Origin of the sequence: Acidovorax soli, from assembly GCF_014207955.1 — a bacterium.
GTDB classification, from domain to species: domain Bacteria; phylum Pseudomonadota; class Gammaproteobacteria; order Burkholderiales; family Burkholderiaceae_C; genus Acidovorax; species Acidovorax soli_A.
The window spans coordinates 192,325-214,269 of sequence record NZ_JACHLK010000010.1 but is presented as its reverse complement, the minus strand read 5'-3'; the positions used below and the strand labels follow the sequence as shown (position 1 = coordinate 214,269).

At 69.1% G+C, this 21,945-nt stretch carries 19 protein-coding genes; 14 read left to right on the top strand and 5 right to left on the bottom strand.

Features of this window, described 5'->3' with window-relative positions; translation table 11 throughout:
- Positions 1 to 110: 110 nt before the first annotated feature.
- Positions 111 to 2,105 (bottom strand): acetate--CoA ligase, encoded by a 1,995-nt coding sequence (gene acs / locus HNP48_RS23435; protein WP_184861618.1) that lies wholly within the window; start codon positions 2,103 to 2,105, stop codon positions 111 to 113.
- 177 nt (positions 2,106 to 2,282) lie between these two features.
- Between acs and HNP48_RS23430 the strand changes: the two genes are divergently transcribed.
- The 7 genes from HNP48_RS23430 (at position 2,283) to HNP48_RS23400 (ending at position 10,306) form a co-directional block, all read left to right on the top strand.
- Positions 2,283 to 2,891 (top strand): TIGR00645 family protein, encoded by a 609-nt coding sequence (locus HNP48_RS23430; RefSeq protein WP_260420347.1) that lies wholly within the window; start codon positions 2,283 to 2,285, stop codon positions 2,889 to 2,891.
- A 571-nt stretch (positions 2,892 to 3,462) separates the two neighbouring features.
- Entirely contained in the window at positions 3,463 to 4,716 is a 1,254-nt protein-coding gene (proV, locus tag HNP48_RS23425; RefSeq protein WP_184861616.1) for a glycine betaine/L-proline ABC transporter ATP-binding protein ProV, read from the top strand.
- Positions 4,713 to 5,900 (top strand): glycine betaine/L-proline ABC transporter permease ProW, encoded by a 1,188-nt coding sequence (gene proW / locus HNP48_RS23420; RefSeq protein WP_184861615.1) that lies wholly within the window; start codon positions 4,713 to 4,715, stop codon positions 5,898 to 5,900. Before proV ends, proW begins: the two co-directional genes overlap by 4 nt.
- A gap of 31 nt (positions 5,901 to 5,931) precedes the next feature.
- Positions 5,932 to 6,936 carry a glycine betaine/L-proline ABC transporter substrate-binding protein ProX gene (gene proX, locus HNP48_RS23415; RefSeq protein ID WP_184861614.1) on the top strand — a complete coding sequence of 335 codons (1,005 nt, stop codon included), beginning with the start codon at positions 5,932 to 5,934 and terminating at the stop codon, positions 6,934 to 6,936.
- A gap of 158 nt (positions 6,937 to 7,094) precedes the next feature.
- A complete protein-coding gene (locus HNP48_RS23410) occupies positions 7,095 to 8,216 on the top strand; it encodes an RDD family protein (RefSeq protein WP_184861612.1) in 1,122 nt (373 codons plus the stop codon).
- 81 nt (positions 8,217 to 8,297) lie between these two features.
- On the top strand, positions 8,298 to 9,407 hold the full coding sequence (locus HNP48_RS23405; RefSeq protein WP_184861610.1) for a DNA topoisomerase IB: 1,110 nt from the start codon (positions 8,298 to 8,300) through the stop codon (positions 9,405 to 9,407).
- Between the two features lie 128 nt (positions 9,408 to 9,535).
- Complete coding sequence (locus HNP48_RS23400; RefSeq protein ID WP_184861608.1) at positions 9,536 to 10,306, top strand: Crp/Fnr family transcriptional regulator; 771 nt, start codon at positions 9,536 to 9,538, stop codon at positions 10,304 to 10,306.
- Between the two features lie 119 nt (positions 10,307 to 10,425).
- Here HNP48_RS23400 and HNP48_RS23395 read toward each other — a convergent pair whose 3' ends face one another.
- The 3 genes from HNP48_RS23395 to HNP48_RS23385 form a co-directional block, all read right to left on the bottom strand.
- Entirely contained in the window at positions 10,426 to 11,985 is a 1,560-nt protein-coding gene (locus tag HNP48_RS23395; RefSeq protein ID WP_184861607.1) for a hypothetical protein, read from the bottom strand.
- 83 nt (positions 11,986 to 12,068) lie between these two features.
- Positions 12,069 to 13,487 (bottom strand): aldehyde dehydrogenase family protein, encoded by a 1,419-nt coding sequence (locus HNP48_RS23390; RefSeq protein ID WP_184861606.1) that lies wholly within the window; start codon positions 13,485 to 13,487, stop codon positions 12,069 to 12,071.
- Positions 13,488 to 13,566: 79 nt separating this feature from the next.
- Positions 13,567 to 14,550: a porin gene (locus HNP48_RS23385; protein ID WP_184861605.1), complete on the bottom strand. Its 984-nt coding sequence runs from the start codon at positions 14,548 to 14,550 to the stop codon at positions 13,567 to 13,569.
- 101 nt (positions 14,551 to 14,651) lie between these two features.
- On the opposite strand from HNP48_RS23385, the gene HNP48_RS23380 reads away from it, so the two are divergent.
- The 6 genes from HNP48_RS23380 to HNP48_RS23355 all read left to right on the top strand — a co-directional run bounded on the left by HNP48_RS23380 (position 14,652) and on the right by HNP48_RS23355 (position 20,024).
- Positions 14,652 to 15,302 (top strand): GntR family transcriptional regulator, encoded by a 651-nt coding sequence (locus HNP48_RS23380; protein WP_184861604.1) that lies wholly within the window; start codon positions 14,652 to 14,654, stop codon positions 15,300 to 15,302.
- Positions 15,303 to 15,396: 94 nt separating this feature from the next.
- Complete coding sequence (locus HNP48_RS23375; RefSeq protein ID WP_184861603.1) at positions 15,397 to 16,395, top strand: tripartite tricarboxylate transporter substrate binding protein; 999 nt, start codon at positions 15,397 to 15,399, stop codon at positions 16,393 to 16,395.
- A gap of 22 nt (positions 16,396 to 16,417) precedes the next feature.
- Positions 16,418 to 17,617 (top strand): mandelate racemase/muconate lactonizing enzyme family protein, encoded by a 1,200-nt coding sequence (locus HNP48_RS23370; protein ID WP_184861602.1) that lies wholly within the window; start codon positions 16,418 to 16,420, stop codon positions 17,615 to 17,617.
- A 5-nt stretch (positions 17,618 to 17,622) separates the two neighbouring features.
- Positions 17,623 to 18,354, top strand: a complete 732-nt coding sequence (locus HNP48_RS23365) for a ribonuclease activity regulator RraA (RefSeq protein ID WP_409362580.1) — start codon at positions 17,623 to 17,625, stop codon at positions 18,352 to 18,354.
- Positions 18,347 to 19,159 carry an NAD(P)-dependent oxidoreductase gene (locus HNP48_RS23360; RefSeq protein ID WP_184861600.1) on the top strand — a complete coding sequence of 271 codons (813 nt, stop codon included), beginning with the start codon at positions 18,347 to 18,349 and terminating at the stop codon, positions 19,157 to 19,159. Before HNP48_RS23365 ends, HNP48_RS23360 begins: the two co-directional genes overlap by 8 nt.
- Entirely contained in the window at positions 19,137 to 20,024 is an 888-nt protein-coding gene (locus HNP48_RS23355) for an SMP-30/gluconolactonase/LRE family protein (RefSeq protein ID WP_184861598.1), read from the top strand. Before HNP48_RS23360 ends, HNP48_RS23355 begins: the two co-directional genes overlap by 23 nt.
- Here HNP48_RS23355 and HNP48_RS23350 read toward each other — a convergent pair.
- Complete coding sequence (locus HNP48_RS23350; protein ID WP_184861596.1) at positions 20,021 to 20,830, bottom strand: AraC family transcriptional regulator; 810 nt, start codon at positions 20,828 to 20,830, stop codon at positions 20,021 to 20,023. The two genes, HNP48_RS23355 and HNP48_RS23350, sit on opposite strands and share 4 nt — an antisense overlap.
- Here HNP48_RS23350 and HNP48_RS23345 point away from each other — a divergent pair.
- Positions 20,718 to 21,824: an NAD(P)-dependent oxidoreductase gene (locus HNP48_RS23345; protein WP_184861594.1), complete on the top strand. Its 1,107-nt coding sequence runs from the start codon at positions 20,718 to 20,720 to the stop codon at positions 21,822 to 21,824. The two genes, HNP48_RS23350 and HNP48_RS23345, sit on opposite strands and share 113 nt — an antisense overlap.
- Positions 21,825 to 21,945 lie beyond the last annotated feature (121 nt).

Here is a 21,945-nt window from a genome sequence, read left to right as displayed (position 1 = left end):
GACCGAACGACGGGATTCTGTGGCCACGTCACATCGCCTGCGGCGATAGGAGTGCCCCCGAACCCTGCAAGCGCTGCGCGCAGGCGCCGCTCGCGCGGCGCCTTCCTGGATCAATTGGTCTGGGCCAATTGGTCCAGGATTGCCGGATTCTCCAAAGTCGAAGTGTCCTGCGTGATCGCCTCCCCCTTCGCAATGCTGCGCAGCAGCCGGCGCATGATCTTGCCGCTGCGGGTCTTGGGCAGGTTGTCGCCGAAGCGGATGTCCTTGGGCTTGGCGATGGGGCCGATTTCCTTGGCCACCCAGTTGCGCAGCTCATTGGCGATCTGCTTGGCCTCCTCGCCCGTGGGGCGGGCGCGCTTGAGCACGACGAAGGCGCAGATGGCCTCGCCGGTCACGTCGTCGGGGCGGCCCACCACGGCGGCCTCGGCCACCAGGTCGGTCTTGGAGACCAGGGCCGACTCGATCTCCATGGTGCCCATGCGGTGGCCCGAGACGTTGAGCACGTCGTCGATGCGGCCGGTGATGCGGAAGTAGCCGCGGTCGGCGCTGCGCACGGCGCCGTCGCCGGCCAGGTAATAGCCCTTGAGCTCTTCGGGGAAGTAGGCCTTCTTGAAGCGCTCGGGGTCGTTCCAGATGGTGCGGATCATGCTGGGCCAGGGGCGCTTGATGACCAGGATGCCGCCCGTGCCGTTGGCGATGTCGTTGCCCACCTCATCGACGATGGCGGCGGCAATGCCGGGCAGCGGCAGCGTGCAGCTGCCGGGCACCAGCGGCGTGGCGCCGGGCAGCGGGGTGATGACGTGGCCACCGGTCTCGGTCTGCCAGAAGGTGTCCACGATGGGGCAGCGTTCACCACCCACGTTCTTGTGGTACCACATCCAGGCTTCGGGGTTGATGGGCTCGCCCACGCTGCCCAGGATGCGCAGGCTCGACAGGTCCGAGCGCGCAGGGTGCACGGCGGCATCGCCCTCCGCGGCCTTGATGAGCGAGCGGATGGCCGTGGGCGCGGTGTAGAAGATGGTGCACTTGTGCTTTTCGATCATCTGCCAGAAGCGGCCGGCGTTCGGGAAGGTGGGGATGCCCTCGAAGATGATCTGCGTGGCACCCGCGGCCAGCGGGCCGTAGGCCACGTAGGTGTGGCCGGTGATCCAGCCGATGTCGGCCGTGCACCAGAAGATGTCGTCGGGGCGCAGGTCGAAGGTCCAGTCCATGGTGAGCTTGGCCCACAGCAGGTAGCCGCCGGTGGAATGCTGCACGCCCTTGGGCTTGCCGGTGGAGCCGCTGGTGTACAGGATGAACAGCGGGTGTTCGGCGCCCACGGCCACGGGCGGGCAGTCGCTGCTCTGGCCCTCGAGGATCTCGCCAAAGGTCTTGTCGCGGCCGGCCACCATGTTGCAGGCCGTGGGCGTGCGCTGGAAGACGAAGACGTTGCGGATGGTGTCGCAGCCGCCCATGGCCAGGGCTTCGTCGATGATGGCCTTGAGCGGCAGCTCCTTGCCGCCGCGCATCTGGAAGTTGGCGGTGACCACGGCCACGGCGCCCGCGTCGATGATGCGCTCCTGCACGGCCTTGGCGCTGAAGCCACCGAACACCACGCTGTGCGTGGCGCCGATGCGCGCGCAGGCCTGCATGGCGATCACGCCCTCCACCGTCATGGGCATGTAGATGAGCACGCGGTCGCCCTTGCTGACGCCGTGGGCCTTGAGCGCATTGGCGAACTGGCTGACGCGGGCCAGCAGTTCCTTGTAGGTCACGCGGGTCACGCTGCCGTCGTCGGCCTCGAAGATGATCGCGTCCTTGTTCTCGGTGGGGGTGCCGATGTGGCGGTCCAGGCAGTTGGCGCTGGCGTTGAGTTCGCCGTCGTCGAACCACTTGAAGAACGGGGCGTTGGACTGGTCCAGCGTGCGCGTGAAGGGCTTGGTCCAGCGCACGTTCTCGCGCGCCAGGCGGGCCCAGAAGCCTTCGAAGTCCTTGTCGGCCTCGGCGCACAGGGCGTCGTAGCCGGCCATGCCGGACACACGGGCGGCGCGCGCAATGGCGTCCGAGGGGGGGAACACGCGGTTCTCGACCAGCACGGACTCGATTGCGGATGTGGATGCACTCATCTTGTTGTCTCCTGGGTCTGATGGAATTGATTTGGCCGGTACTGTCCTGCGCAGCACTTACAGGCCACTGACTGGCACGAAGCTTACAGAACTGGCGGACAAGTCCCCGCGGGCCGGTCGAATACCTGTCACGCGCCACCCCCTAAAATTGCGCGTCTTCCCCACTCCACCCGCTTTATGTCCGCTCCCAAGCCGCCCCTGACGCCCGCCCCCATGCGCCCGCTGCCCTCGCTGATCTTCGCCAGCCGCTGGCTGCAATTGCCCTTGTACCTGGGCCTGATCCTGGCGCAGGCGGTGTACGTGTTCCACTTCTGGGTGGAGCTGGTGCACCTGATCGAGGCCGCCTTCGGCAACACGGCCGCGCTCAAGTCCCTGGTTTCCAGCATCGGCTACAAGAGCGATGTCGATGTGACCGCGCTCAACGAGACCATCATCATGCTGGTGGTGCTGGCGCTGATCGACGTGGTAATGATCTCCAACCTGCTCATCATGGTGATCGTGGGCGGCTACGAGACCTTCGTCTCGCGCCTGCACCTCGAAGACCACCCCGACCAGCCCGAGTGGCTGAGCCACGTGAACGCCTCGGTGCTCAAGGTCAAGCTGGCCACTGCCATCATCGGCATCAGCTCCATCCACCTGCTCAAGACCTTCATCAACGCCGCCAACTACGACATCAAGGTGCTGATGTGGCAGACCATCATTCACACCGTGTTCCTGCTGAGCGCACTGGCCATTGCGCTGACGGACCGCCTGATGTCGCACAGCGCACCATCGTCGCACCATTGAGCAAGCGCCCCGCGCTGCCCCGCCCAGGCCGCTTTCGAGCGGCCTTTTTCATGCCCCATGGAATGTCCTGGCGCCCCGCGCCCGCGCATACCATGGCGGCAAAAACCCGCTTTCTTGACATAAAAGCGCTGAATACTTAGAATTTACTGGTGTTTTACAACCTGCAACGCAGGTAATCCACCTCCCGATTCATTTCGCTTGCTGGGTGGATCGCCCTGTCGGGCCACTGTCCCTGTGATGGACAGGCCCTGACGCCACGGCCGGATCTGCGGCCCTGATGCCCCTTGCTGCGCCGGGCCGCCCTTGGCGGCAGCCCAGTGCACGCGCCCCCGGAAGTCCTCTGCCCAGACCTCTTCCGGCGCGCACCCAGGCCCTTGCGCACCGCCTTCGCGTGCCATTCGGGCCGATCTCTTCCAGCCCCGTTTCCGTGACCCGTCACGCACTGCATTGCGCGTGCCTGCCGGGTCGGCTGCCGCATCAGGGTTGTGCTTTTCCAGCCCCGCGCCTGGGCCGCCTTCGGGTGGCCGGGCCTGTTGAACGAACCGCCATTCACCGAGGGAGGACCCACCCCATGGCCAAGCAAATCACCATCGACCATGTCTTCAAGGTTTTCGGCGACGCGCCGCAGACCGCGCTGGACCTGGCCCGCCAGGGCCTGGACAAGAAGCACATCCTGGCGCAGACCGGCCAGTCCATCGGCGTCTTCGACGCCAGCTTCACCATTGAAGCAGGCGAGATCTTCGTCGTCATGGGCCTGTCTGGCTCGGGCAAGTCCACCCTGGTGCGCATGCTCAACCGCCTGGTCGAGCCCACGGCCGGCCGCATCCTGGTGGACGGCCAGGACATCAACGCCCTCGGCGACCGCGCACTGCGCGCCCTGCGCCGCAAGGACATCAGCATGGTGTTCCAGTCCTTCGCGCTGATGCCGCACCTGACGGTGCTGGACAACGCCGCCTTCGGGCTGGAACTGGCGGGCGTGGACCGTGCCGAGCGAGAGCAGCAGGCCGCCCTGGCATTGGACCAGGTGGGCCTGGCGGGCTGGGGCGCGAGCTACCCCGACGAGCTCTCGGGGGGCATGCAGCAGCGCGTGGGCCTGGCGCGGGCGCTGGCCAGCGACCCGTCCATTTTGCTGATGGACGAGGCCTTCTCGGCGCTGGACCCCATCATCCGCACCGAAATGCAGAGCGAGCTCTTGCGCCTGCAGCAGGTGCGCCGGCGCACCATCGTCTTCATTTCGCACGATCTGGACGAAGCCATGCGCATCGGCGACCGCATCGCCATCATGAAGGACGGCGAGGTGGTGCAGGTGGGCACGCCCGACGAGATCCTGCGCACACCGGCCAACGACTACGTGCGCAGCTTCGTGCGCGGGGTCGACGCGGCCGCCGTGTTCAAGGCCGGCGACATCGCGCGCCAGCGCCTCACGGTGGTCAACGAACACAGCGACCGGGGGGCGCGCGCAGCATTGCAGCGCATCGAAGGGCACGACGACGACTTCGCCTACGTGGTGAGCCCCACCAAACAGTACCTGGGCACCGTGTCGGCCGACTCGCTGCGCACGGCCCTGCACGGCCACACCGGGCCGCTGGGGCTGCACCAGGCCTACATCGGCGGCGTGGTGCCCCTTGACGCCCAGGCCCCGGTGGCCGAGCTGTTCGGCCAGGTGGCCCAGGCGCCCTGCGCCCTGCCTGTGGTGGATGCAGACGGGCGCCTGCAAGGTGCCATCAGCAAGACCACGCTGCTGCGCTTTCTGGACCGGGACACGCCGCCCATCCCGGCCACCGCCCCCACCCCATCGACCGCCACCACCGGGAGCCCCGCATGAACGAAACCACCTTGCTCCAGAACACCCAGCCCGATGCCAGCCCCTGGGCCGGCGAGGCCACCGCAGCGCCGACTGCTTATGTCGATCCGTGGGAGGCATCCATGCAGGCCGGCGACGGCGGGGCAGCGTCCACCGACTGGCTCAACGCCCCAGCGTCTCCCCCCGACCTGGCCACCGCCGTAGACCCCTCGGCCGCCAGCGGCCTGCACCTGAACCCGCTGTTCGATGGCTCGCTGCCCGTGGAGGCCTGGATCAACCAGGGCCTGACCTGGGCGGTGGCGCATTTCCGCCCCTTCTTCCAGAGCGTGCGCGCGCCCATCGACGGCACGCTGGGCGCGGTCGAAGGCCTGCTCACCAGCCTGCCCGCACCCGCCATGGTCATGCTGGCCGGCCTGCTGGCCTGGCAGTTCGCGGGCCGCGCGCTGGCGCTGGGCACGGTGGTGTCGCTGGCGCTGGTGGCGCTGCTGGGCATCTGGCCTGAGGCCATGGTCACGCTGTCGCTGGTGCTGACCTCGCTGGCCTTCTGCGTGCTGATCGGCTTGCCCCTGGGCATTGTGCTGGCCAGCAGCGACCGGGCCCAGCGCTTCATGCGCCCGCTGCTCGACGCCATGCAGACCACACCGGCCTTCGTCTACCTGGTGCCGGTGGTGATGCTGTTCGGCATCGGCAACGTGCCGGGCGTGGTGGTGACCATCGTCTTCGCACTGCCGCCGCTGGTGCGGCTGACCAACCTGGGCCTGCGCCAGGTGCGGCCCGACCTGATCGAGGCCTCGCGTGCCTATGGCGCCTCGCCGCTGCAGATGCTGGTGAAGGTGCAGTTGCCGCTGGCCATGCCCTCCATCCTGGCCGGCATCAACCAGGCGCTGATGCTGTCGCTGTCCATGGTGGTCATCGCCTCCATGATCGCCGTGGGCGGCCTGGGCCAGATGGTGCTGCGCGGCATCGGCCGGCTGGACATGGGCCTGGCCACCGTGGGTGGCCTGGGCATCGTGCTGCTGGCCATCACGCTGGACCGCATCACCCAGTCGCTGGGCCGGCCGCGCCGCGGCGTGCGCCACTGGTGGCACCGCGGCCCCGCAGGGCTGGCGCTGCGCCTGCTGGCGCGCCTGGTGCAGCCTGCCCCCCCACCGCGGCCGGACCAGGCATCGCCCGCCCAGGCGGCCCTGGCCCGTGCCGGGCGCTGAACGCCCTTTCACGAACAAGGAACACCGACCCATGGCATCCAAGAACCACCGCATCGCCGCCTTGCTGACCGCCATCGCCCTGGCAGGCGGCGCACAGGCCCAGGGCGACCAGCCCGGCAAGGGCATCAGCGTGCAGCCGCTGCAAAGCTCCATCGCCGAAGAGACCTTCCAGACCCTGCTGGTGGGCCGCGCGCTCGAAAAGCTCGGCTACGCCGTGCAGCCCATCAAGGAAGTGGAGTACCCCACGGCCCACGTGGCCATCGCCCAGGGTGACGCCACCTACATGGCCAACCACTGGGATCCGCTGCATGCCGACTTCTACAGGAACGCGGGCGGCGACGCCAAGCTCTCGCGCACCGGCAGCTACTCGCAGAACGCCGTGCAGGGCTACCTGATCGACAAGAAGACGGCCGACCAATACGGCATCACCCGCATCGACCAGCTCAAGGACCCGCAGATTGCCAAGCTGTTCGACACCAATGGCGATGGCAAGGCGGACCTCACAGGCTGCACGCCGGGCTGGGGCTGCGAGGGCGTGATCGAGCACCAGCTCACGGCCTACGGCCTCACCGCCACGGTCACGCACGTGCAGGGCAGCTACTCGGCGCTGATCGCCGACACCATTGCCCGCTTCCGCCAGGGCCAGCCCATTCTGTACTACACCTGGACGCCGTACTGGGTCAGCGGCGTGCTACGCCCCGGGCAGGAAGTCGTGTGGCTGCAGGTGCCGCACACCGCACTGCCGGCCGGGCAGACCGGGGCGGACACGCAATTGCCCAACGGCAGGAACTACGGCTTCATCCCCAACCACCAGCGCATCGTGGCCAACAAGCAGTTCACCGATGCCAATCCGGCTGCGGCGAAGCTGTTCGAGGTGATGCAGCTGCCCGTGGGCGACATCAACGCCCAGAACCTGGCCATGCGCGATGGCCAGAACACGCAGGCCGACCTGGCGCGCCATGCCGATGGCTGGATACGCGCGCACCAGGCCACCTTCGATGGCTGGATCGCGCAGGCCCGGGCCGCAGCAAAGTAAGCCGGCCAGTGTGCGGAATGTCTCACTCCTTCGGGTGAGAGTGTGTTGCGCAGGCCACAAACCGGGTTTGCAGGCTACAGACTGCCGGGCAAGCGCCACATAATCCGGCCGCTTCGACCCACCTTTCCCGGCCATCGCCTTGTGGCCCGCCGCACACCATGCAATGCCCGCGCTGCAACTGGCAGAACCACGCCTCCTACACCCAATGCTTCAGCTGCCAGGCACCGCTGCCGGTGGCGGGTGCGCAAGCGGGCGCAGCCCCTGCGCCGTTCGGCTTCCCCACGCCCGCGCCAGCCCCGCGGCCCGCGCCGGCTCCGTCGCACCAGGCGGAACTGGTGGAGGTGTTTCCCGGCACCCTGGCGCGCCTGGGCGCCACGCTGATCGACGGGCTGATCATGCTGCTTGTGCCCATCGCCATGGTGCTGGCCTGGGTGTTTGCCCGTGCGGCCTTCGACGCTGCGCCCAACGCCGCCTACCCGGGGGCCCTGGCGCTGGCCGTGCTGGGCCTGTTCTCGCCCGCGCTGATGGATGCCATGGGCCCCGGCTCGCCAGGCAAGCGCCTGCTGGGCATGCGCGTCGCCACGGCCACGGGCGAACGCCCCGGCGTCGTGCGCTCCATGCTGCGGCATTTCCTCAAGTACACGCTGACCCTCGGGCTCACGCTGGCCATCCCCTTCCTGCTGCACCGCGTGCTCACCGCCCTGTTTGGCGAACGCGGCCTGCACAGCTCGATGACGGGCACTTTCGTGGTCGCGAGCAGCGCCAGCCATACCGCCATCCAGAAGGCCGTGGCCCTGGAGCGCGGGCCCGGCTGGTTCCTCAAGGCGATGGTGGTGCTGGGCGCACTTTCGGCCTTCAGCTTTGCGGTCATGGTGGCCGTGGCACTGTGGAACCAGGGCGATGAGCCCGCCAACCCGCACCGTGAACAGGTGCGCGAGCTGGACAAGGCCGCACGCCCCGTGCTGCAGCTGGTGGAAAACCACTACCGCAGCAGCGGCGGCTTTCCGGCCAATGCGGCAGCCATCGGCATCACGCAGGCCGGGCAGTTGCCCACGGGCTTCAAGGCCCTGACCATCGAACCCACCAACGGCGTGGTGCGGCTGACCATTGCCGAGGGCGCAGGCGAGCCGCTCAGTGGCAAGCACCTGGTCTACATGCCCACGATGAAGAAGCGCAAAGGCCAGAGCGACCTGGGCAAATGGCAGTGCGGCAGCGACGACATCGCGCGCGAGAACCTGTCCTTTGGCTGCCGCCACGCAGTGGCGGGTGCCGCGAAGTAGCACGGTCGCGCGGCGCCGTCCCACGCTGGTGCCCTGCAGGCTCCTACGGCCGGCTGTGGTGGCGCGCGGTGTGATCGGGGCATGCCTGCTCCCGGTTCGTCTCCCCGCACGCCCCGCCCCCGCCTGCCCGGCGGCCTGCGCTATGTGAGCACCGCCATGCCCGGCCTCACGCGCGTGAAGCGCGGCCAGCATTTCCGCTACCGCAGCCCCGACGGCCAGTGGGTGGTAGACCCCGAGGAGGTGGCGCGCATCAACCGGCTGGCCATACCGCCGGCCTACACCAGCGTGTGGATCTGCCCCCTGCCCAACGGCCACCTGCAGGCCACGGGCCTGGACGCGCGCGGCCGGCTGCAGTACCGCTACCACCCTGAATGGCGTGCCCAGCGCGACGAGAGCAAGTTCGACCGCATGCAGGCCTTTGGCCGCGCGCTGCCGCGCATCCGCGCCCGCGTGGCGCGCGAGCTGCAGGCCGGCACGCACCACCAATCGCCCACGCGCGAGCTGGTGCTGGCCACCCTGGTGCGGCTGCTGGACACCACCTTCGTGCGCGTGGGCAACGAGGAATATGCGAGCAGCAACAACTCCTTCGGGCTGACCACGCTGCGCACGCGCCATGCCCGGCTGCACGGCAGCAAGCTCACGCTGAGCTTTCGCGGCAAGAGCGGTGTGCCGCAGCAGGCCGCACTGGACGACCCGCGCGTGGCCAGGGTCGTGCGCCGCTGCCAGCAGCTGCCGGGGCAGGAACTGTTCCAGTACGTGGATGGTGAAGGCAAACCCCATGCCGTGGGCTCGGGCGATGTGAACGACTACCTGGCCGAGATCACCGGGGCAGACCCGGCCGGCGGCGATGCCCCGCGCTTCACCGCCAAGGACTTTCGCACCTGGCATGGCACCGTGCAGGCGCTGGAGCTCACGCGCCTGGCCTGCGCCGGCGATGCCGGGCCCAAGGCCTACAGCGCCAAGCACATCCTGGCCGAGGTGGCGCGCCAGTTGGGCAACACACCGGCCGTGTGCAAGAAATCCTATGTGCACCCGGCCGTGCTGGCGCTGGGCACCCGTCTGGCATCGGACGCCGGGCCGGGCATGCAGTCGGTGTGGGAGCGCATTGGCGGCGCCGCGTCGCCCCGCGGCCTGAGCGCGGCCGAGCGGCGGCTGCTGGCCTTTCTGCGCAAGCCGCGCAGCAGGGAATAGGCCGCCGGGCGCCCCTGTCGCCAATGTGCCCCGCAGGTCCCCGGCGCCACCGATGCATCGCTAAAATTGCTGCAGCGCGGCAAATGCCGGGCCTTTCTGTCGACTTGCCCCGAGAGCAGCCACCCACCATGCTGGATTCCCTGAGCCACGGCACTGACCGCAACGCACAGCAGCGCCCCTTCCTGAGCCTGGAAGAGCGCGACGCCATCAACCGTGGCCGCTGGTTCGCGGCGCTCACGCCCTCGCTGCGGCACGACATCTTCCGGCTGGGCCGCGTCACGCGCTATGCGCACGGCAAGGTCATCGTCGAACAGGGCAAGCTCGCGACCGACTGGTTCACCTGCGCCAGTGGTGCCATCCGTTTCCGGCGCACCACGCCCTCGGGCAAGCAGGTCACGCTGGCCTATGTGGAACCCGGCATCTGGGTGGGCGAGGCCGAGGTGCTGCACCAGGGCGCCAACACCTACGATGCCCACGCACACGGCCCCACCACGGTGCTCAGCGTGGCCGAGGCCGTGTTCCGCCAGTTGCTGCGCGAGCACCCCTCGTTCGGCGAGGCCCTGCTCACCCTGCAGGCGCGGCGCATGCGCTACCTGTACTGGATGATGGAGGACATGGCCACCCTGCCCCTGCGCGCGCGCCTGGCCAAGCAGTTGCTGCACATGCTGCGCCGTTTCGGCGAGCGCGCCGCCGTGCCCGGCACGCGCGGCGCCATCGGCCTGTCGCTGGTGCAGGACGAACTGGCCCAGTTGCTGGGCGGCTCGCGCCAGCGCATCAACATGGAGCTCAAGTGGATGGAGCGCGAGGGCATCATCGGCATCCACCAGCGCGACATCGTGGTGCACCAGTTGGCCCAGTTGGAAGCGCTGGCGCAGCAGGAGTCACTGGCCCAGGACTGAGGCCTCAGAGCGGATCACAAAACTCAGCGAAGCGGTTCTGGCTAGGCGCTGCGCCGCAGGCAGTACGAGTAGTACGACAAGACGCAGCAACGACGCCAGAAGAGTTTTGTGAGCCGCTCTTACTGGAAGATCACCAGGCCCTGGTCGGCTATCACCACCGGATAGTCCCCCACGGGCAGGTTCTTCACCTGCACACTGTTGGTCCCGGCATTGTTGTTCAGCACCACGCTGGTGTCCGTCAACTGGTAGACGCTGCCGTCAAGCAGGTCGGCAAAGCGCGGGCGCAGCGTGCTGCTCTGCGCATAGCGCGCAAAGTGAAAGCCCGAGCAGTTGATGGTGATGGGCGTGGTGCCCGCCGTCGCCGTCGGCAGTTCGGTGGTCTTCTTCCACACCACCAGCATGTTGCGCACCACGCCCGCATCGTTGCGCGAGTACGCATGCACGGTGTGGCCGTACGGGGCCGTGCAGCCGTGGTTGGCGATGCGCTGCAGGCGGTTGTCGAAGATGGCCGTGACGTTCTGGTAGGAGCCATAGGCGATCTTGCGCGCCTGCACGGTCTGGTCGCCGTTCTTCGGGCCCGAGGCCGGGTTGGGGTTGTACTGCCAGGTGCCCGTGCGCAGCAGCCCCTTGGTGTTCTTGGTCGAGTCGTAGTGCAGGTCCACGATGGTGAAGATGTTGGTCTCCATGCCGCGCCAGAAGTCGCCGAGCATGCGGCGCAGCATGTACTTGGCCTGGTTCGTCTCGTCGAACGGGGCGGCGGTGTCGCACAGCGCGAAATACTGGCACGCGGTGGAGGGCGCGCCGTTCTCGCCCTGGCGCAGCTTGAAGCCCCGGCCTTCGACCAGGGTGCGCAACGCATCGAACTTGGCGACCTGCGTGGGGTAGGAGTCGTAGTCCGGCAGGGCCCAGTAGGGGTGGAAGCCCACCGAGACATCGGCACTGGGCACCGTCGCGCCCTTGTTGTCGGCAAAGTAATCGACCACCGACTTCGCATACAGGTAGCCGTCGGAGGTGGCGCCGCCCAGCACGCCGCTGGTGAAGGAGCCGATGGTGATCTTGGCGCCCGGCTGGATGCTCTTGATCAACTGCGCGGTCTGCACCGCCAGCTGGGCATAGTCGGCCGCGGGCACATGGCCGTCGGGCTCGTTCCAGATCTCCCAGTCGGTGACTTTGACCGTGGGCTGGTTGTAGCGCGTGACGGTGGCGCGCACGAAGTCCAGCCATTTCTGCCGCCCGGTGCCCGTGGGCAGCACCCCGCCCAGGCCCTTGGTGCCGCAGTTGGTGCAGCCCGCCTGCTCGTTGCCATAGCCCAGGAACACGAAGGGCTTGACGCCCTGCGCGCGCACGCCGTTGACGATGGTGTCGAGCTTGCTGAAGTCGTAGGTGGCGGGGCTGGTGATCACCGGCTCGATGAAGTGCCAGCCCGACTGGATGCGCACCTTGGAGGCGCCCAGCGGGCCCAGGTAGTCGCGCCAGTTCTCGAAAGTGCTGTAGCCCCGGTCGGTGGTCTCGCCGCCGATGCCGAAAGGGCTGGTGATGCCGGCGGCCACCATGTCGGCCGTGCTGCGCGGCTTGACCTCGCCGATGAGGCCGAAGCCGGGCCCGGGCTGGGCAAAGGCGGTGCTGGCGCAGGCCGCGAGGGCGAGTGCCTGGGCGGCGGTTTTCAGATTCCAATTCATTGTTTGTCTCCTGTATCTCGTTCTTGGGTCGGCCCGCGGTGGTGCGAAGCCATGGCTGGTGTTGGAAGGTGCTCTGGGGTGCGTCAACTCCTTTCCGATGGGAAGCCGGACAGCAGCCACCCAGGCGCGCCCTGGTAGACCACGGGCCGCAGAAAGCGCTCGCAGGCATGCAGCCCGACCGAGGTGGATGCCGGCTGGGTGGACGAAGGCCAGGGCCCGCCGTGCTGCTGGGCGCGCGTGACCGCAACGCCCGTGGGCACGCCGCCGAACAGCACCCGCCCGGCGCGCGCCGTGGCCGTTGCGACCAGTTGGCGGGCCAGCGGCGCATCTGCTTCGGCGCCCCAGAGCGTGGCCACCAGCGTGCCGGCCATGGACTGCAGTACGGGCACCAGGGCCTGCTCGTCCTCGCACAGCGCGGCCAGCACCGCGGGCCCGAAGATCTCGTGGCGCAGCTCCTCGCGGGCCATGAAGTCCGCCGCCGGCACGGTGGCCAGCAGCGCACCCATGCGCTCGAGCGATGGTTCAAGCAGCACCCCCACGCCCGCAGTGCTGCGCAAGGCCTGCGCTCCGGACAGGTAGGCATCCGCGATGGCCGGCGTCAGCATCGGGTGCGCCGGCGCCTCGGCCAGGTGCAGCGCCAGCGCGGCGAGGAAGCGGCGCGACGCCTCGCAGCCCACCAGCACCACCACGCCGGGCCGCGTGCAGAACTGGCCCATGCCCAGGGTGACCGAGGCCGCCAACTGGGCCGCCAGGGCCTCGGGCGCCTGGGCCGAGAAGGCAGCCGGCAGGACCACCAGCGGATTCACCGAACCCAGCTCGCCAAAGAAGGGAATGGGCACGGCGCGCTGCGCCGCGAGCGCCTGCAGCGCCAGCCCGCCACGCAACGAGCCCGTGAAGGCCACCGCCTGGATCGCAGGGTGCTGCACCAGCGCCGCGCCGTGCTCCACCGAAGCCCCATCCACCAGCCCCACCAGGCCGCTGGGCAGATGCTGCTCGTGCAGCACCCGCTGCACCAGGTGGAACACGGCGCGCGACAGCTGCAGGTGTGCCGGGTGGGCACGCACCACCACCGGGCAGCCGGCGGCCAGGGCCGACGCCGTGTCGCCCCCCAGCACCGAAAACGCGAACGGGAAATTGCTGGCCGCGAACATGGCGACCGGCCCCAGGGGCACGCGCACCCGGTGCATGCCGGGCCGGCCGCGCGGCGGCGGGCCGTCGACCGCGGCATCGTGCTCCACCGCATGCAGGCTGCCCGCAAGGACGAAGTCGGCGAAGGCACGCAGCTGAAAGCAGGTGCGGTCCAGCTCGCCCTGCAGGCGCACGGACCCCAGGTGGGTTTCCCCGTGGGCCAGCGCCACCAGGGGGTCGCGGTGCTGCTCCAGCACCCGGGCCAGGGCCTGCAGGAGCCCGGCCCGGGTGGCTGGATCGCTGGCCGCCCAGAAGGGTGCCTCACGGGCCGCGTCCGCGGCGGTATCGAACAGGGAAGGGGATGCGCTGGTCATGGAATGGGCGAAGTGAAGCCTGCCGGTGCGCGCAACGCACACCGGCAAGGAAGCGGAAGTAGGGGACGCAGGCCCTGCGTCAGAAGTTGTGCTTGAGGCTCAGGTCGAACAGCGTGGTGCGCGTGAGCTTGTCCTGCTTGGCGCTGCCGATGTTGGCCAGGATGGAGGTGCGCTTGCTCAGGAAATGCTCATAGCCCACCGACAGCTTGGTGTTGGCATTGCCCGGCCCTTCGGGGTCCAGGCGCGAGACCGCCAACTTGACCAGGTGGGTGGACACGGGCACGCGTGCCGTGAGCGAGACATTGCTGCTGTCCACGTTGTTCACCTTGGAGCGCGCGTACAGCAGGGCCGGGCGCACCACGCCGAAGTCGTAGGAGGCGGCGGCCATCCACATCTTCTGCTGGGCCGTGGTGCTGTCATAGGCCGCGCCCGCATAGAACGGGCCCGAGGTGTACTCGATGTTCGCGCCCGCGCTGTTCGAGCGCGTGCCCTCGCCCGCGCTCCAGGCGACATTGGTCGAAAAGCCACCCCAGGTGGCGCTGCGCAGGCCGATGGTGTTGTCGCTGCGGATGCCGCTCACGGGCACGCCATAGTTGGCCAGCAGGTGGCGCGGCCCCGGTGTGGCCACCGTGTCGAAGCCCCAGGGGTCGGCCTTGAGCGCCACCCAGAACGCGGGGATGTACTCGCGCCCCGCATACACCGTGCCCCAGGCCTTGGGCGCGCCTGCATACACATAGGAGCGCGCCTCCCAGAAGGGGTTGTGGGCCAGGCCGGTGTCGGCATCGAAGCGGTGCTCCATCTGGAAGCCCGCCTCCAGGCCGCCGCCCAGGTCCTCCACGCCGCGAAAGCCGATGCGCCCGGCCGAGCCCTGGCGCACCTGCCACATGTTGGCGGCCGGGCCGGCGGGGCTGATGCCGCCATTGGTCGGGGTGGTGCCGCCGTTCTGGTGGAACACGCCCAGGTCCACGCGGCCATAGATGGTCACGGACGACTGGGCCAGCGCGGGCAGGCAGGCGGCGGCCGCACAGGCCAGGGCGCAGTGGCGCACAAGGTTCTTCTTCATGTCTCAAGTCTCCTCGGGTTGTGAACGGGGCTGCATGCCCCATGTTCTGGATTGTAGATTTTGGATTTTATAAAATCTGAAATGGAGTATATACTGGCAACATGGACGCACTCAACACCCCCACCTACATTCGTTTGCGCGACCAGTTGCGCAATGACATCGTCGAAGGCGTCTGGGCCCTCGGGGCCCACATCACGCTGACGGAGCTGGCAAAGCACTACCAGGTGAGCCAGAACCCGGTGCGCGAAGCGCTGCTGCAGCTGCAGGGCGAAGGCGTGGTGGCCATGCGCATGAACCGCGGCGCCGTGATCCCCACGGTGGATGCGCTCTACATCAACCAGCTCTACAAGATCCGGGGCGCCATCCAGTCCATGCTGGCGGCCGACGCGGCCACGGCCGCCAAGCCCGCCGACATCGACCGGCTGGTGGAACTGGAGGACATGCGCCGCAGCGCGGCCGAGCGCGCCGACATCCCCGCCTGCGTGATCGCCAACCGCGATTTCCACCGCTACATGGACGGCATCTCGGGCAACCGCATGGCGGTGGAGATGCTCGAAGGCCGCTCAGCCCTGGTCGATGCCGTGCGGCGCAGCAAGGGCTATGGCAGCGAGCGGCTGGAGATGGTCACGGTGCAGCACGCGCAGATGATCGATGCGCTGCGCGCCAACGATGGCAAGGCTGCTGCCGCGATCGCGTTCGAACACGCCGAGATGTCGCGCAAGGACCTGCTGGCCATGCTGCCCGCCCCGTAGCGCCCCCTTTTTTCCCCAGAACTGCAATGCTGCACTCCCTGCCAGACAGGGAGCGGGATTGCCTACGCCCAAAAAACCCGAAGGAGACACCACCATGCAACCCCGATCCCCCCGCCCCACCCGCCGGCTGGCCCTCACCGCCCTGGCCACGCTGGGCCTGCTCGCCGGTGCCGGCGCGGCCCAGGCGCAGAAATTCCCCGACAAGCCCATCACCCTGTACCTGGGCTTCGCGCCGGGCGGCAGTGCCGACACGGTGGCCCGCACCCTGGCCGAAGAGATGGGCAAGAACCTGGGCCAGCGCGTCATCGTGGACAACCGGGGTGGCGCCTCGGGCAACATCGCCACGCAGGCGCTGCTCAACAACCCGGCGGACGGCCACTCGCTGGTCTTTGCGGCCATCCACTTCGCCACCAACCCCTGGATCGGCGGTGTGAAATACAACCCGGCCAAGGACCTGCAGATGGTCTCGCAGATCACCAGCGTGCCGGTGCTCATGGTGGCCTCGACCGAGAGCGGCATCAAGACGCCCGCCGACGCCGTGGCCCTGGCCAAACGCACCCCGGGCGGTGCCAAGGCGGCATCGGGCGGCGTGGCCACATCCTCGCACCTGGCCATGGAACTCTTCAAGCGCGAGATGAAGATCGACATGCTGCACATCCCCTACAAGGGCGGCGCCCCGGCCAACCAGGACCTGATGGCCGGCCAGGTGGACCTGATGTTCGACCTCATGTCCGGCTCGCTCAAGGCCACCATCGACTCGGGCCGCGCCACGCCCGTCGCGGTGATGCAGGCCAACCGCATCGCCGCCTTGCCCAACGTGCCCAGCGCCGAGGAATTGAAGCTGCCGCGCGGCACGCACATCCGCAGCTGGCAGGGCATTGCCGTCAAGGGCGGCACACCCGCCCCCGTGGTCAAGCGCCTGCACGATGCCGTGGTGGCCGCAGCGACGAGCGAGGCCTTCCGCGCCCGCGTGGCGCAGCTCGGCTCCGAGGTCGTGACCAGCGGCAAGCCCGAGGACTTCCAGGCCTTCTACCTGCGCGAACTCGCGCGCTGGCAGACCGTGGTCAAGGACGCCGGCATCAAGGCCGAGTGAGCGAGAAAAGAAAAGGAAACCCATGAAGATCCAGGAAATACGCTGCCACCTGATGCAGGCGGGCGCCCCGCCGCAGACGGGGTGGACGGGCACGGGCAAGTCGGCGTTGGCCACCTCGCGCAACTGGCTGTTCGTCACCGTGCGGGCCGACAACGGTCTGGTGGGCACGGGCGAAGGCTCGGGCTGGCCCCGGGCCGTGGCTGCGGCCGTGCAGGACCTGGCCCCCCTGCTGGTGGGCGAGGACGCGCGCGCCACCGAACGCCTGTGGCAGCGCATGCGCGTGGCCTGCATGGGCCATGGCCAGACCGGCGTGGTGGGCATGGGCGCCATCAACGCCATCGACATGGCGCTGTGGGACCTCAAGGCCCAGGCCCTGGGCGTGCCGCTGTACGAGCTGCTGGGCGGTGCCACGCGCAGCAAGGTGCCGTTCTACGTGCATGCGGCCACGCCCGAGGCTGCGCTCGCAGCCGTGCAGGCAGGCGCACAGGGCATCAAGGTGGGCGGCATCGCCAAGGTGGTGGAGCGCGCCCATGCGGTGCGCGCCGCCATCGGCCCCGACATCGACCTGATGTGCGACCTGCACGGGCCGCCATGGCTGGCGCCTGCGGACGCGGTGGCCATCGGCCGCGAGCTGGAGCCATTGAAACTGCTGTTCCTGGAGGAGCCCGTTGCGCCCGACGACCTGCGCGGCTGGCGCCTGGTGCGCGACAAGGTGGCGCTGCCGCTGGCCGGCGGCGAGCGCCTGGCCACGCTGCAGGACATGCAGCCCTTCCTGGCCGAGGGCCTGCTCGACGTGGTGCAGCCCGACGGCGGGCGCTTTGGCGGCATCACCCAGATCCGAAAGCTCGCCGGCATGGCCGAGGCCCTGTCGGTCACCGTGGCGCCCCACTCGGGCTCGCTCGGGCCGGTGGCCGAGGTCGGCATGGTGCACCTGCTCAGCGCCATCCCCAATGCGCTGGTGCTCGAACGCATGGACCCGGACTGGGAGGGTCGCACCCAGGTGATGGACAGCGGCCTGCGCGTGGAACCCGGCTTTCTTTCGGCCGGCAGCGGGCCGGGCCTGGATCTGCGGCTGCGCGAGGACTTCATCGCCGCGCACCCCAGCCAGCGCAATGTCGGCCTGGCCACGGGCGGCTGGAATGCCGGCACCGACCACGAATCTGTTTACCTGCAAGCGCGTCGCCCCCGGGCACGCATCGGACGAGACCTGGAAAACCCATGACACCACTGCACACCCACACCCTGCCCCGCCTGGAGCTGGTATCCACCGCCACCCTGACCACCGTGCTGTTCAAGCGCGGCTTTCGCAATGTCTTCCTGCAGGAGGTGCGGCCCGTGAACCCGGCCACGGCCCGCATGGTGGGGCTGGCGTTCACGCTGCGCTACATCCCGGCGCGCGAGGACCTCGATGGCCTCGATGCCTTCGACGACCCGGCGCACCCGCAACGCGTGGCGGTGGAGACCTGCCCCGCCGGCCATGTGCTGGTGATGGACAGCCGCGGCGATGCCACGGCCGCGTCCTCGGGCAACATCCTGGTCACCCGGCTGATGCGCCGCGGCGTGGCCGGCGTGGTAACCGATGGCGGTTTTCGCGATTCGCCGGAAATCGCCGCCATGCCCTTCCCGGCCTTCCACCAGCGCCCCTCGGCACCCACCAACCTGATCCGCCACCACGCCATCGACATCGGCCTGCCCATCGCCTGCGGCGGTGTCTCGGTCTACCCGGGCGACGTGCTGGTGGGCGATGCCGAGGGCGTGGTGTGCATCCCGCGCCGCATCGCGGACGCCGTGGCGCGCGAGGCCTATGTGCAGACCATCTACGAGATCTGGGTGGAGGAGCGCATTGGCGCCGGCGACAGCCTGATCGGCACCTACCCGCTCATCGACCCCGAGCGCCGCCAGGCCTACGAAGCATGGAAGGCTGCGCACGCCGACCGCTGGCCCCTCGCCCATGACTGATGCGCCACCCCGCACCATCGCCCTGACCGGGGCCGCCGGTCGCATCGGCCGCGCCCTGCGGCCCTGGCTGCTGCCCGGGTGCAGCGAACTGCGCCTGCTGGACATGGCCCCGCTGCAGGCCGAAGACCCACGCGAGACGGTGCACCCCTTGGACCTGGCGGACCGCGAGGCGCTGGCGCAGGCCCTGCAGGGCTGCGATGCCGTCGTGCACTTCGCGGGCTACCCGCGCGAGGCGGGCTGGGACACGCTGCTGCCTGCCAATGTCGTGGGCGTGATCAACCTCTGGGAGGCGGCCCACGCGGCCGGCGTGCAGCGCATCGTCTATGCCAGCTCCAACCATGCCGTGGGCCTGTACCCGCGCAGCCAGACCATCGATGGCACGGCGCCACCGCTGCCCGACAGCCGCTACGGCGTCAGCAAGGTCTTCATGGAGGCGCTGGCCGCCATGTACGCCATCAAGCACGGGGTGCGCGGCTTCGGCCTGCGCATCGGCCACTGCAGCACCGCACCCGCCGACGCGCGCGCCCTGAGCCACTGGATCCACCCGCAGGACCTGGCGCAGCTGGTGCAGGTAGGCCTCACGGCCGACTACACGCACGAGATCGTCTACGGTGCCTCGGCCAACAGCCGCTCGTGGTGGGACGACGGGCGCGCCCGGGCGCTGGGCTACCGCCCCGTGCATTCGGCCGATCCGCACACCGCCGCGCTCGAAGGCGTGCAGTCGGGCGACCCCGTGGCCGAGCATTTCCAGGGCGGCAGCTTTGCCGCGGCAGGCTTTGACAATGCACGCGCCCCATTCCTCTGAGCCCATCGCCCCGCACACGCTGGAGCACCCGGGCACCGGCCCCATCGAGGTCTGGCCCGTGGGCAACCGCGTGGGCGAATCCCCGGCATGGCACGCGGGCGAGCAGGCGCTGTACTGGATCGACGTGCGCGGCCAGCAGGTGCTGCGGCTCGATCCCGTTCACCGGCAACTGACCCGCTGGCAACTGCCCGAGGTGGTGGGAGCGATGGCGGTCTGGAATGACGGCAGCCTGCGTCTGGCCTTGCAGCAGCGCATCGTGGATCTGGACCTGCACACAGGCCTGCTGCGCACGGTGTGCTTGCTGGCGGCGCATGAGCCGCCAGGCAACCGGCTCAACGATGGCAAGCGCTCACCCAGCGGGCGATGGTTCGTCGTGGGCTCCATGGATGACCGGGTGGACAAGCAGGCCCGTGGTGCGCTGTACTGTGTGAGCGACAGCGGCACGGTGCGCCAACTGCACACCGGGCTGGTCGTGGCCAACGGCATCGCCTGGAGCCCCGATGCGCGCACGCTGTACTTCTCGGACAGTTTTCGCGGCCAGGTCTGGCAGGCCGCATGGAACGAGGCCGAGGGCACGATGGGCGAACCCCGCCCCTTTGCCGATCTGGGCGAGGCCGAGGGCCGGCCCGATGGCGCGCAGGTCGATGGCGCAGGGTGCTACTGGTCTGCCGGCGTGTCGGCCGGCGCCCTCAACATCCTGGCGCCGGACGGCACCAGGCAGGCACGCATCGCCCTGCCCTGCCGCGCACCCACCATGTGCACCTTCGGCACGGCCAATGACCTGTGGGTCACGAGCCTGGTGCGGCCCGGCTGGGAACCCACGGCGCTCGACGGCGCGCTGTTCCGGTTGCAGGTGCGCCGTTAGGCCGCGCGCAGCGCGCTCGGCGCCACCCCGAGCACGCGCCGCATGGTGCGCGCCATGTGGCTCTGGTGCGCAAAACCGGCCGCCAGGGCCACCTCACTGGCCGGCAGCCGGCCCTGGCGCAGCAGCGCGCTGGCGCGCTCCACCCGGCGCTGCAGCACGTACGCGTGCACCGGCACGCCCAGCGAGCGCTTGAACAGCGTCTTGAAGTGCGAGACGCTGCTGTGCGCCACACCGGCCAGCACGGGCAGCGACAGGTCTTCATCGAGCCGGTTCTCGATGTAGTCCACCACCCGGCGCAGTTGCGCTGCGGACAGGCTGGGCAGTGCCTTCTTCGCCAGCGTGTAGCGGCCCAGCAGGTGCACGGCCAGGGCCGTGCCCAGGCTTTCGGCATAGAGCCGGCCGTTGGGGAAACCGGCCTGGCGCTCGGCATCCAGCGCCCAGGCGATATGGGCCAGGTGCGCATCCTGCAACTGGTGGCGCGGCGCCAGGGCGGCGCGGCCGGTGGGCAAGCCCGCCTCCTGCGCCGTGCGTTCGAGCAGCGCAGGCGCAAAGCGCAGCACCACCGAACGGCCGGGCCCGTCCTCATGCCAGATATCCGCCTGGCCGGCGGCCACGATGTCCACGTCGCCGCGCCTGTAGACAAAGCGCTGCGTGCCGCACAGGCCCTGCACCGGCTCGCCCGAGTGCACGCGAATGCGCAGGTCCGCCAGCGGCTTGAGCTCCACGGTGCCGCCCGGCGTCTCCACCAGGTCCACCTGCAGGCCCGCGCGGCCGGGTACCACTGCCAACAATGCTGATTCGTCCATCCGTGCTCTCCAAACAGCCGTTCGTGCGCGACCGGCACCACGATTTTCCAGATTATTGGCTTGTCGCCGCGAGGGCACTTTTTGCCCGCGGTTTGGCGCTACAGCACGAAAGGCTTTTGCAATGGCGAAGAAGACAACGACCGTGATCGGAATGGGCATGATGGGCAAGAAGCTGGCCGCCCTGCTGCTGCAGGCAGGCCATGCGGTGAGCGTATGGAACCGTTCGCCCGCAGCAGCCGCCAAGGTGGTCGGCCAGGGCGCCACCCTGCACCAGGACGTGGCCCGGGCCATCGCCGCCAGTGAGGTGGTGGTGGTCTGCGTGAAGGACTACGAGGTGGCCAACGCCATCTTCTCGTCACCGGGTGTGGAGGCGGCGCTCAAGGGCCGCACCGTGGTGCACCTGACCACCGGCAGCCCCAAGGAAGCGCTGGACATGGACGCCTGGGTACGCGGCCACGGCGCCCTGTACCTGGACGGCGCCATCCAGGCCGCGCCCGAGCAGATGGGCGCCCCCACGACCCCGGTGCTGGTATCGGGCGCGCAGCAAGCCTACGACAGCGCGCTGGCCGTGCTGCAGGTGTTCGGCGGCGGCATTGCCTACCTGGGCGAACGCGCGTCCCTGGCCTCGGCCATGGACTTCGCCACCCTGTCCTACGTGTATGGTGCCACCCTGGGCTTCTTCCACGGCGCCCGCATCGCCGAAACCGAGGGCCTCAACGTTGCGCACTACGGCAGCATCATCCACCAGATCGCGCCCTCGTTCGGCGAGTTTCTGCAGCACGAGGGCCAGGTGATCCACAGCGGCGACTTCGCCATCACGCAAAGCCCGCTGCGCATCTCCATCGACGCCACGCGCCGCATTGCGCAGCACGCGCGCGACAGCGGCATCCACGCCGCCGTGCCGGAGCTGGCGGAAACCCTGTTCCGCCAGGCCGAGGAGGCCGGCTACGCCGACGAAGAAGCGGCCGCCGTGGTCAAGGTGATGCGGGGCTGAACCCGCGCACGGAGGCCATGGCCGCCCCTCGGCCCACTCATACGGCTTCGCCTTCGACGGTTGACGGAGAGTCCGTATCTGTTATTCATTGCGCTGCGCGCCACCCGCGACGCATGAAACT

What these genes read in the sequence shown, in the direction of transcription:
- HNP48_RS23350 (WP_184861596.1), bottom strand. Translation starts at nt 20,830, where the DNA reads ATGGACGAATCAGCATTGTTGGCAGTGGTACCCGGCCGCGCGGGCCTG.
- HNP48_RS23395 (WP_184861607.1), bottom strand. Translation starts at nt 11,985, where the DNA reads ATGAATTGGAATCTGAAAACCGCCGCCCAGGCACTCGCCCTCGCGGCC.
- HNP48_RS23430 (WP_260420347.1), top strand. Translation starts at nt 2,283, where the DNA reads ATGTCCGCTCCCAAGCCGCCCCTGACGCCCGCCCCCATGCGCCCGCTG.
- HNP48_RS23380 (WP_184861604.1), top strand. Translation starts at nt 14,652, where the DNA reads ATGGACGCACTCAACACCCCCACCTACATTCGTTTGCGCGACCAGTTG.
- HNP48_RS23385 (WP_184861605.1), bottom strand. Translation starts at nt 14,550, where the DNA reads ATGAAGAAGAACCTTGTGCGCCACTGCGCCCTGGCCTGTGCGGCCGCC.
- HNP48_RS23360 (WP_184861600.1), top strand. Translation starts at nt 18,347, where the DNA reads ATGACTGATGCGCCACCCCGCACCATCGCCCTGACCGGGGCCGCCGGT.
- proV (WP_184861616.1), top strand. Translation starts at nt 3,463, where the DNA reads ATGGCCAAGCAAATCACCATCGACCATGTCTTCAAGGTTTTCGGCGAC.
- proW (WP_184861615.1), top strand. Translation starts at nt 4,713, where the DNA reads ATGAACGAAACCACCTTGCTCCAGAACACCCAGCCCGATGCCAGCCCC.
- HNP48_RS23355 (WP_184861598.1), top strand. Translation starts at nt 19,137, where the DNA reads ATGCACGCGCCCCATTCCTCTGAGCCCATCGCCCCGCACACGCTGGAG.
- acs (WP_184861618.1), bottom strand. Translation starts at nt 2,105, where the DNA reads ATGAGTGCATCCACATCCGCAATCGAGTCCGTGCTGGTCGAGAACCGC.
- HNP48_RS23410 (WP_184861612.1), top strand. Translation starts at nt 7,095, where the DNA reads ATGCAATGCCCGCGCTGCAACTGGCAGAACCACGCCTCCTACACCCAA.
- HNP48_RS23375 (WP_184861603.1), top strand. Translation starts at nt 15,397, where the DNA reads ATGCAACCCCGATCCCCCCGCCCCACCCGCCGGCTGGCCCTCACCGCC.
- HNP48_RS23400 (WP_184861608.1), top strand. Translation starts at nt 9,536, where the DNA reads ATGCTGGATTCCCTGAGCCACGGCACTGACCGCAACGCACAGCAGCGC.
- HNP48_RS23405 (WP_184861610.1), top strand. Translation starts at nt 8,298, where the DNA reads ATGCCTGCTCCCGGTTCGTCTCCCCGCACGCCCCGCCCCCGCCTGCCC.
- HNP48_RS23345 (WP_184861594.1), top strand. Translation starts at nt 20,718, where the DNA reads ATGCGCAGGTCCGCCAGCGGCTTGAGCTCCACGGTGCCGCCCGGCGTC.
- HNP48_RS23370 (WP_184861602.1), top strand. Translation starts at nt 16,418, where the DNA reads ATGAAGATCCAGGAAATACGCTGCCACCTGATGCAGGCGGGCGCCCCG.
- HNP48_RS23390 (WP_184861606.1), bottom strand. Translation starts at nt 13,487, where the DNA reads ATGACCAGCGCATCCCCTTCCCTGTTCGATACCGCCGCGGACGCGGCC.
- proX (WP_184861614.1), top strand. Translation starts at nt 5,932, where the DNA reads ATGGCATCCAAGAACCACCGCATCGCCGCCTTGCTGACCGCCATCGCC.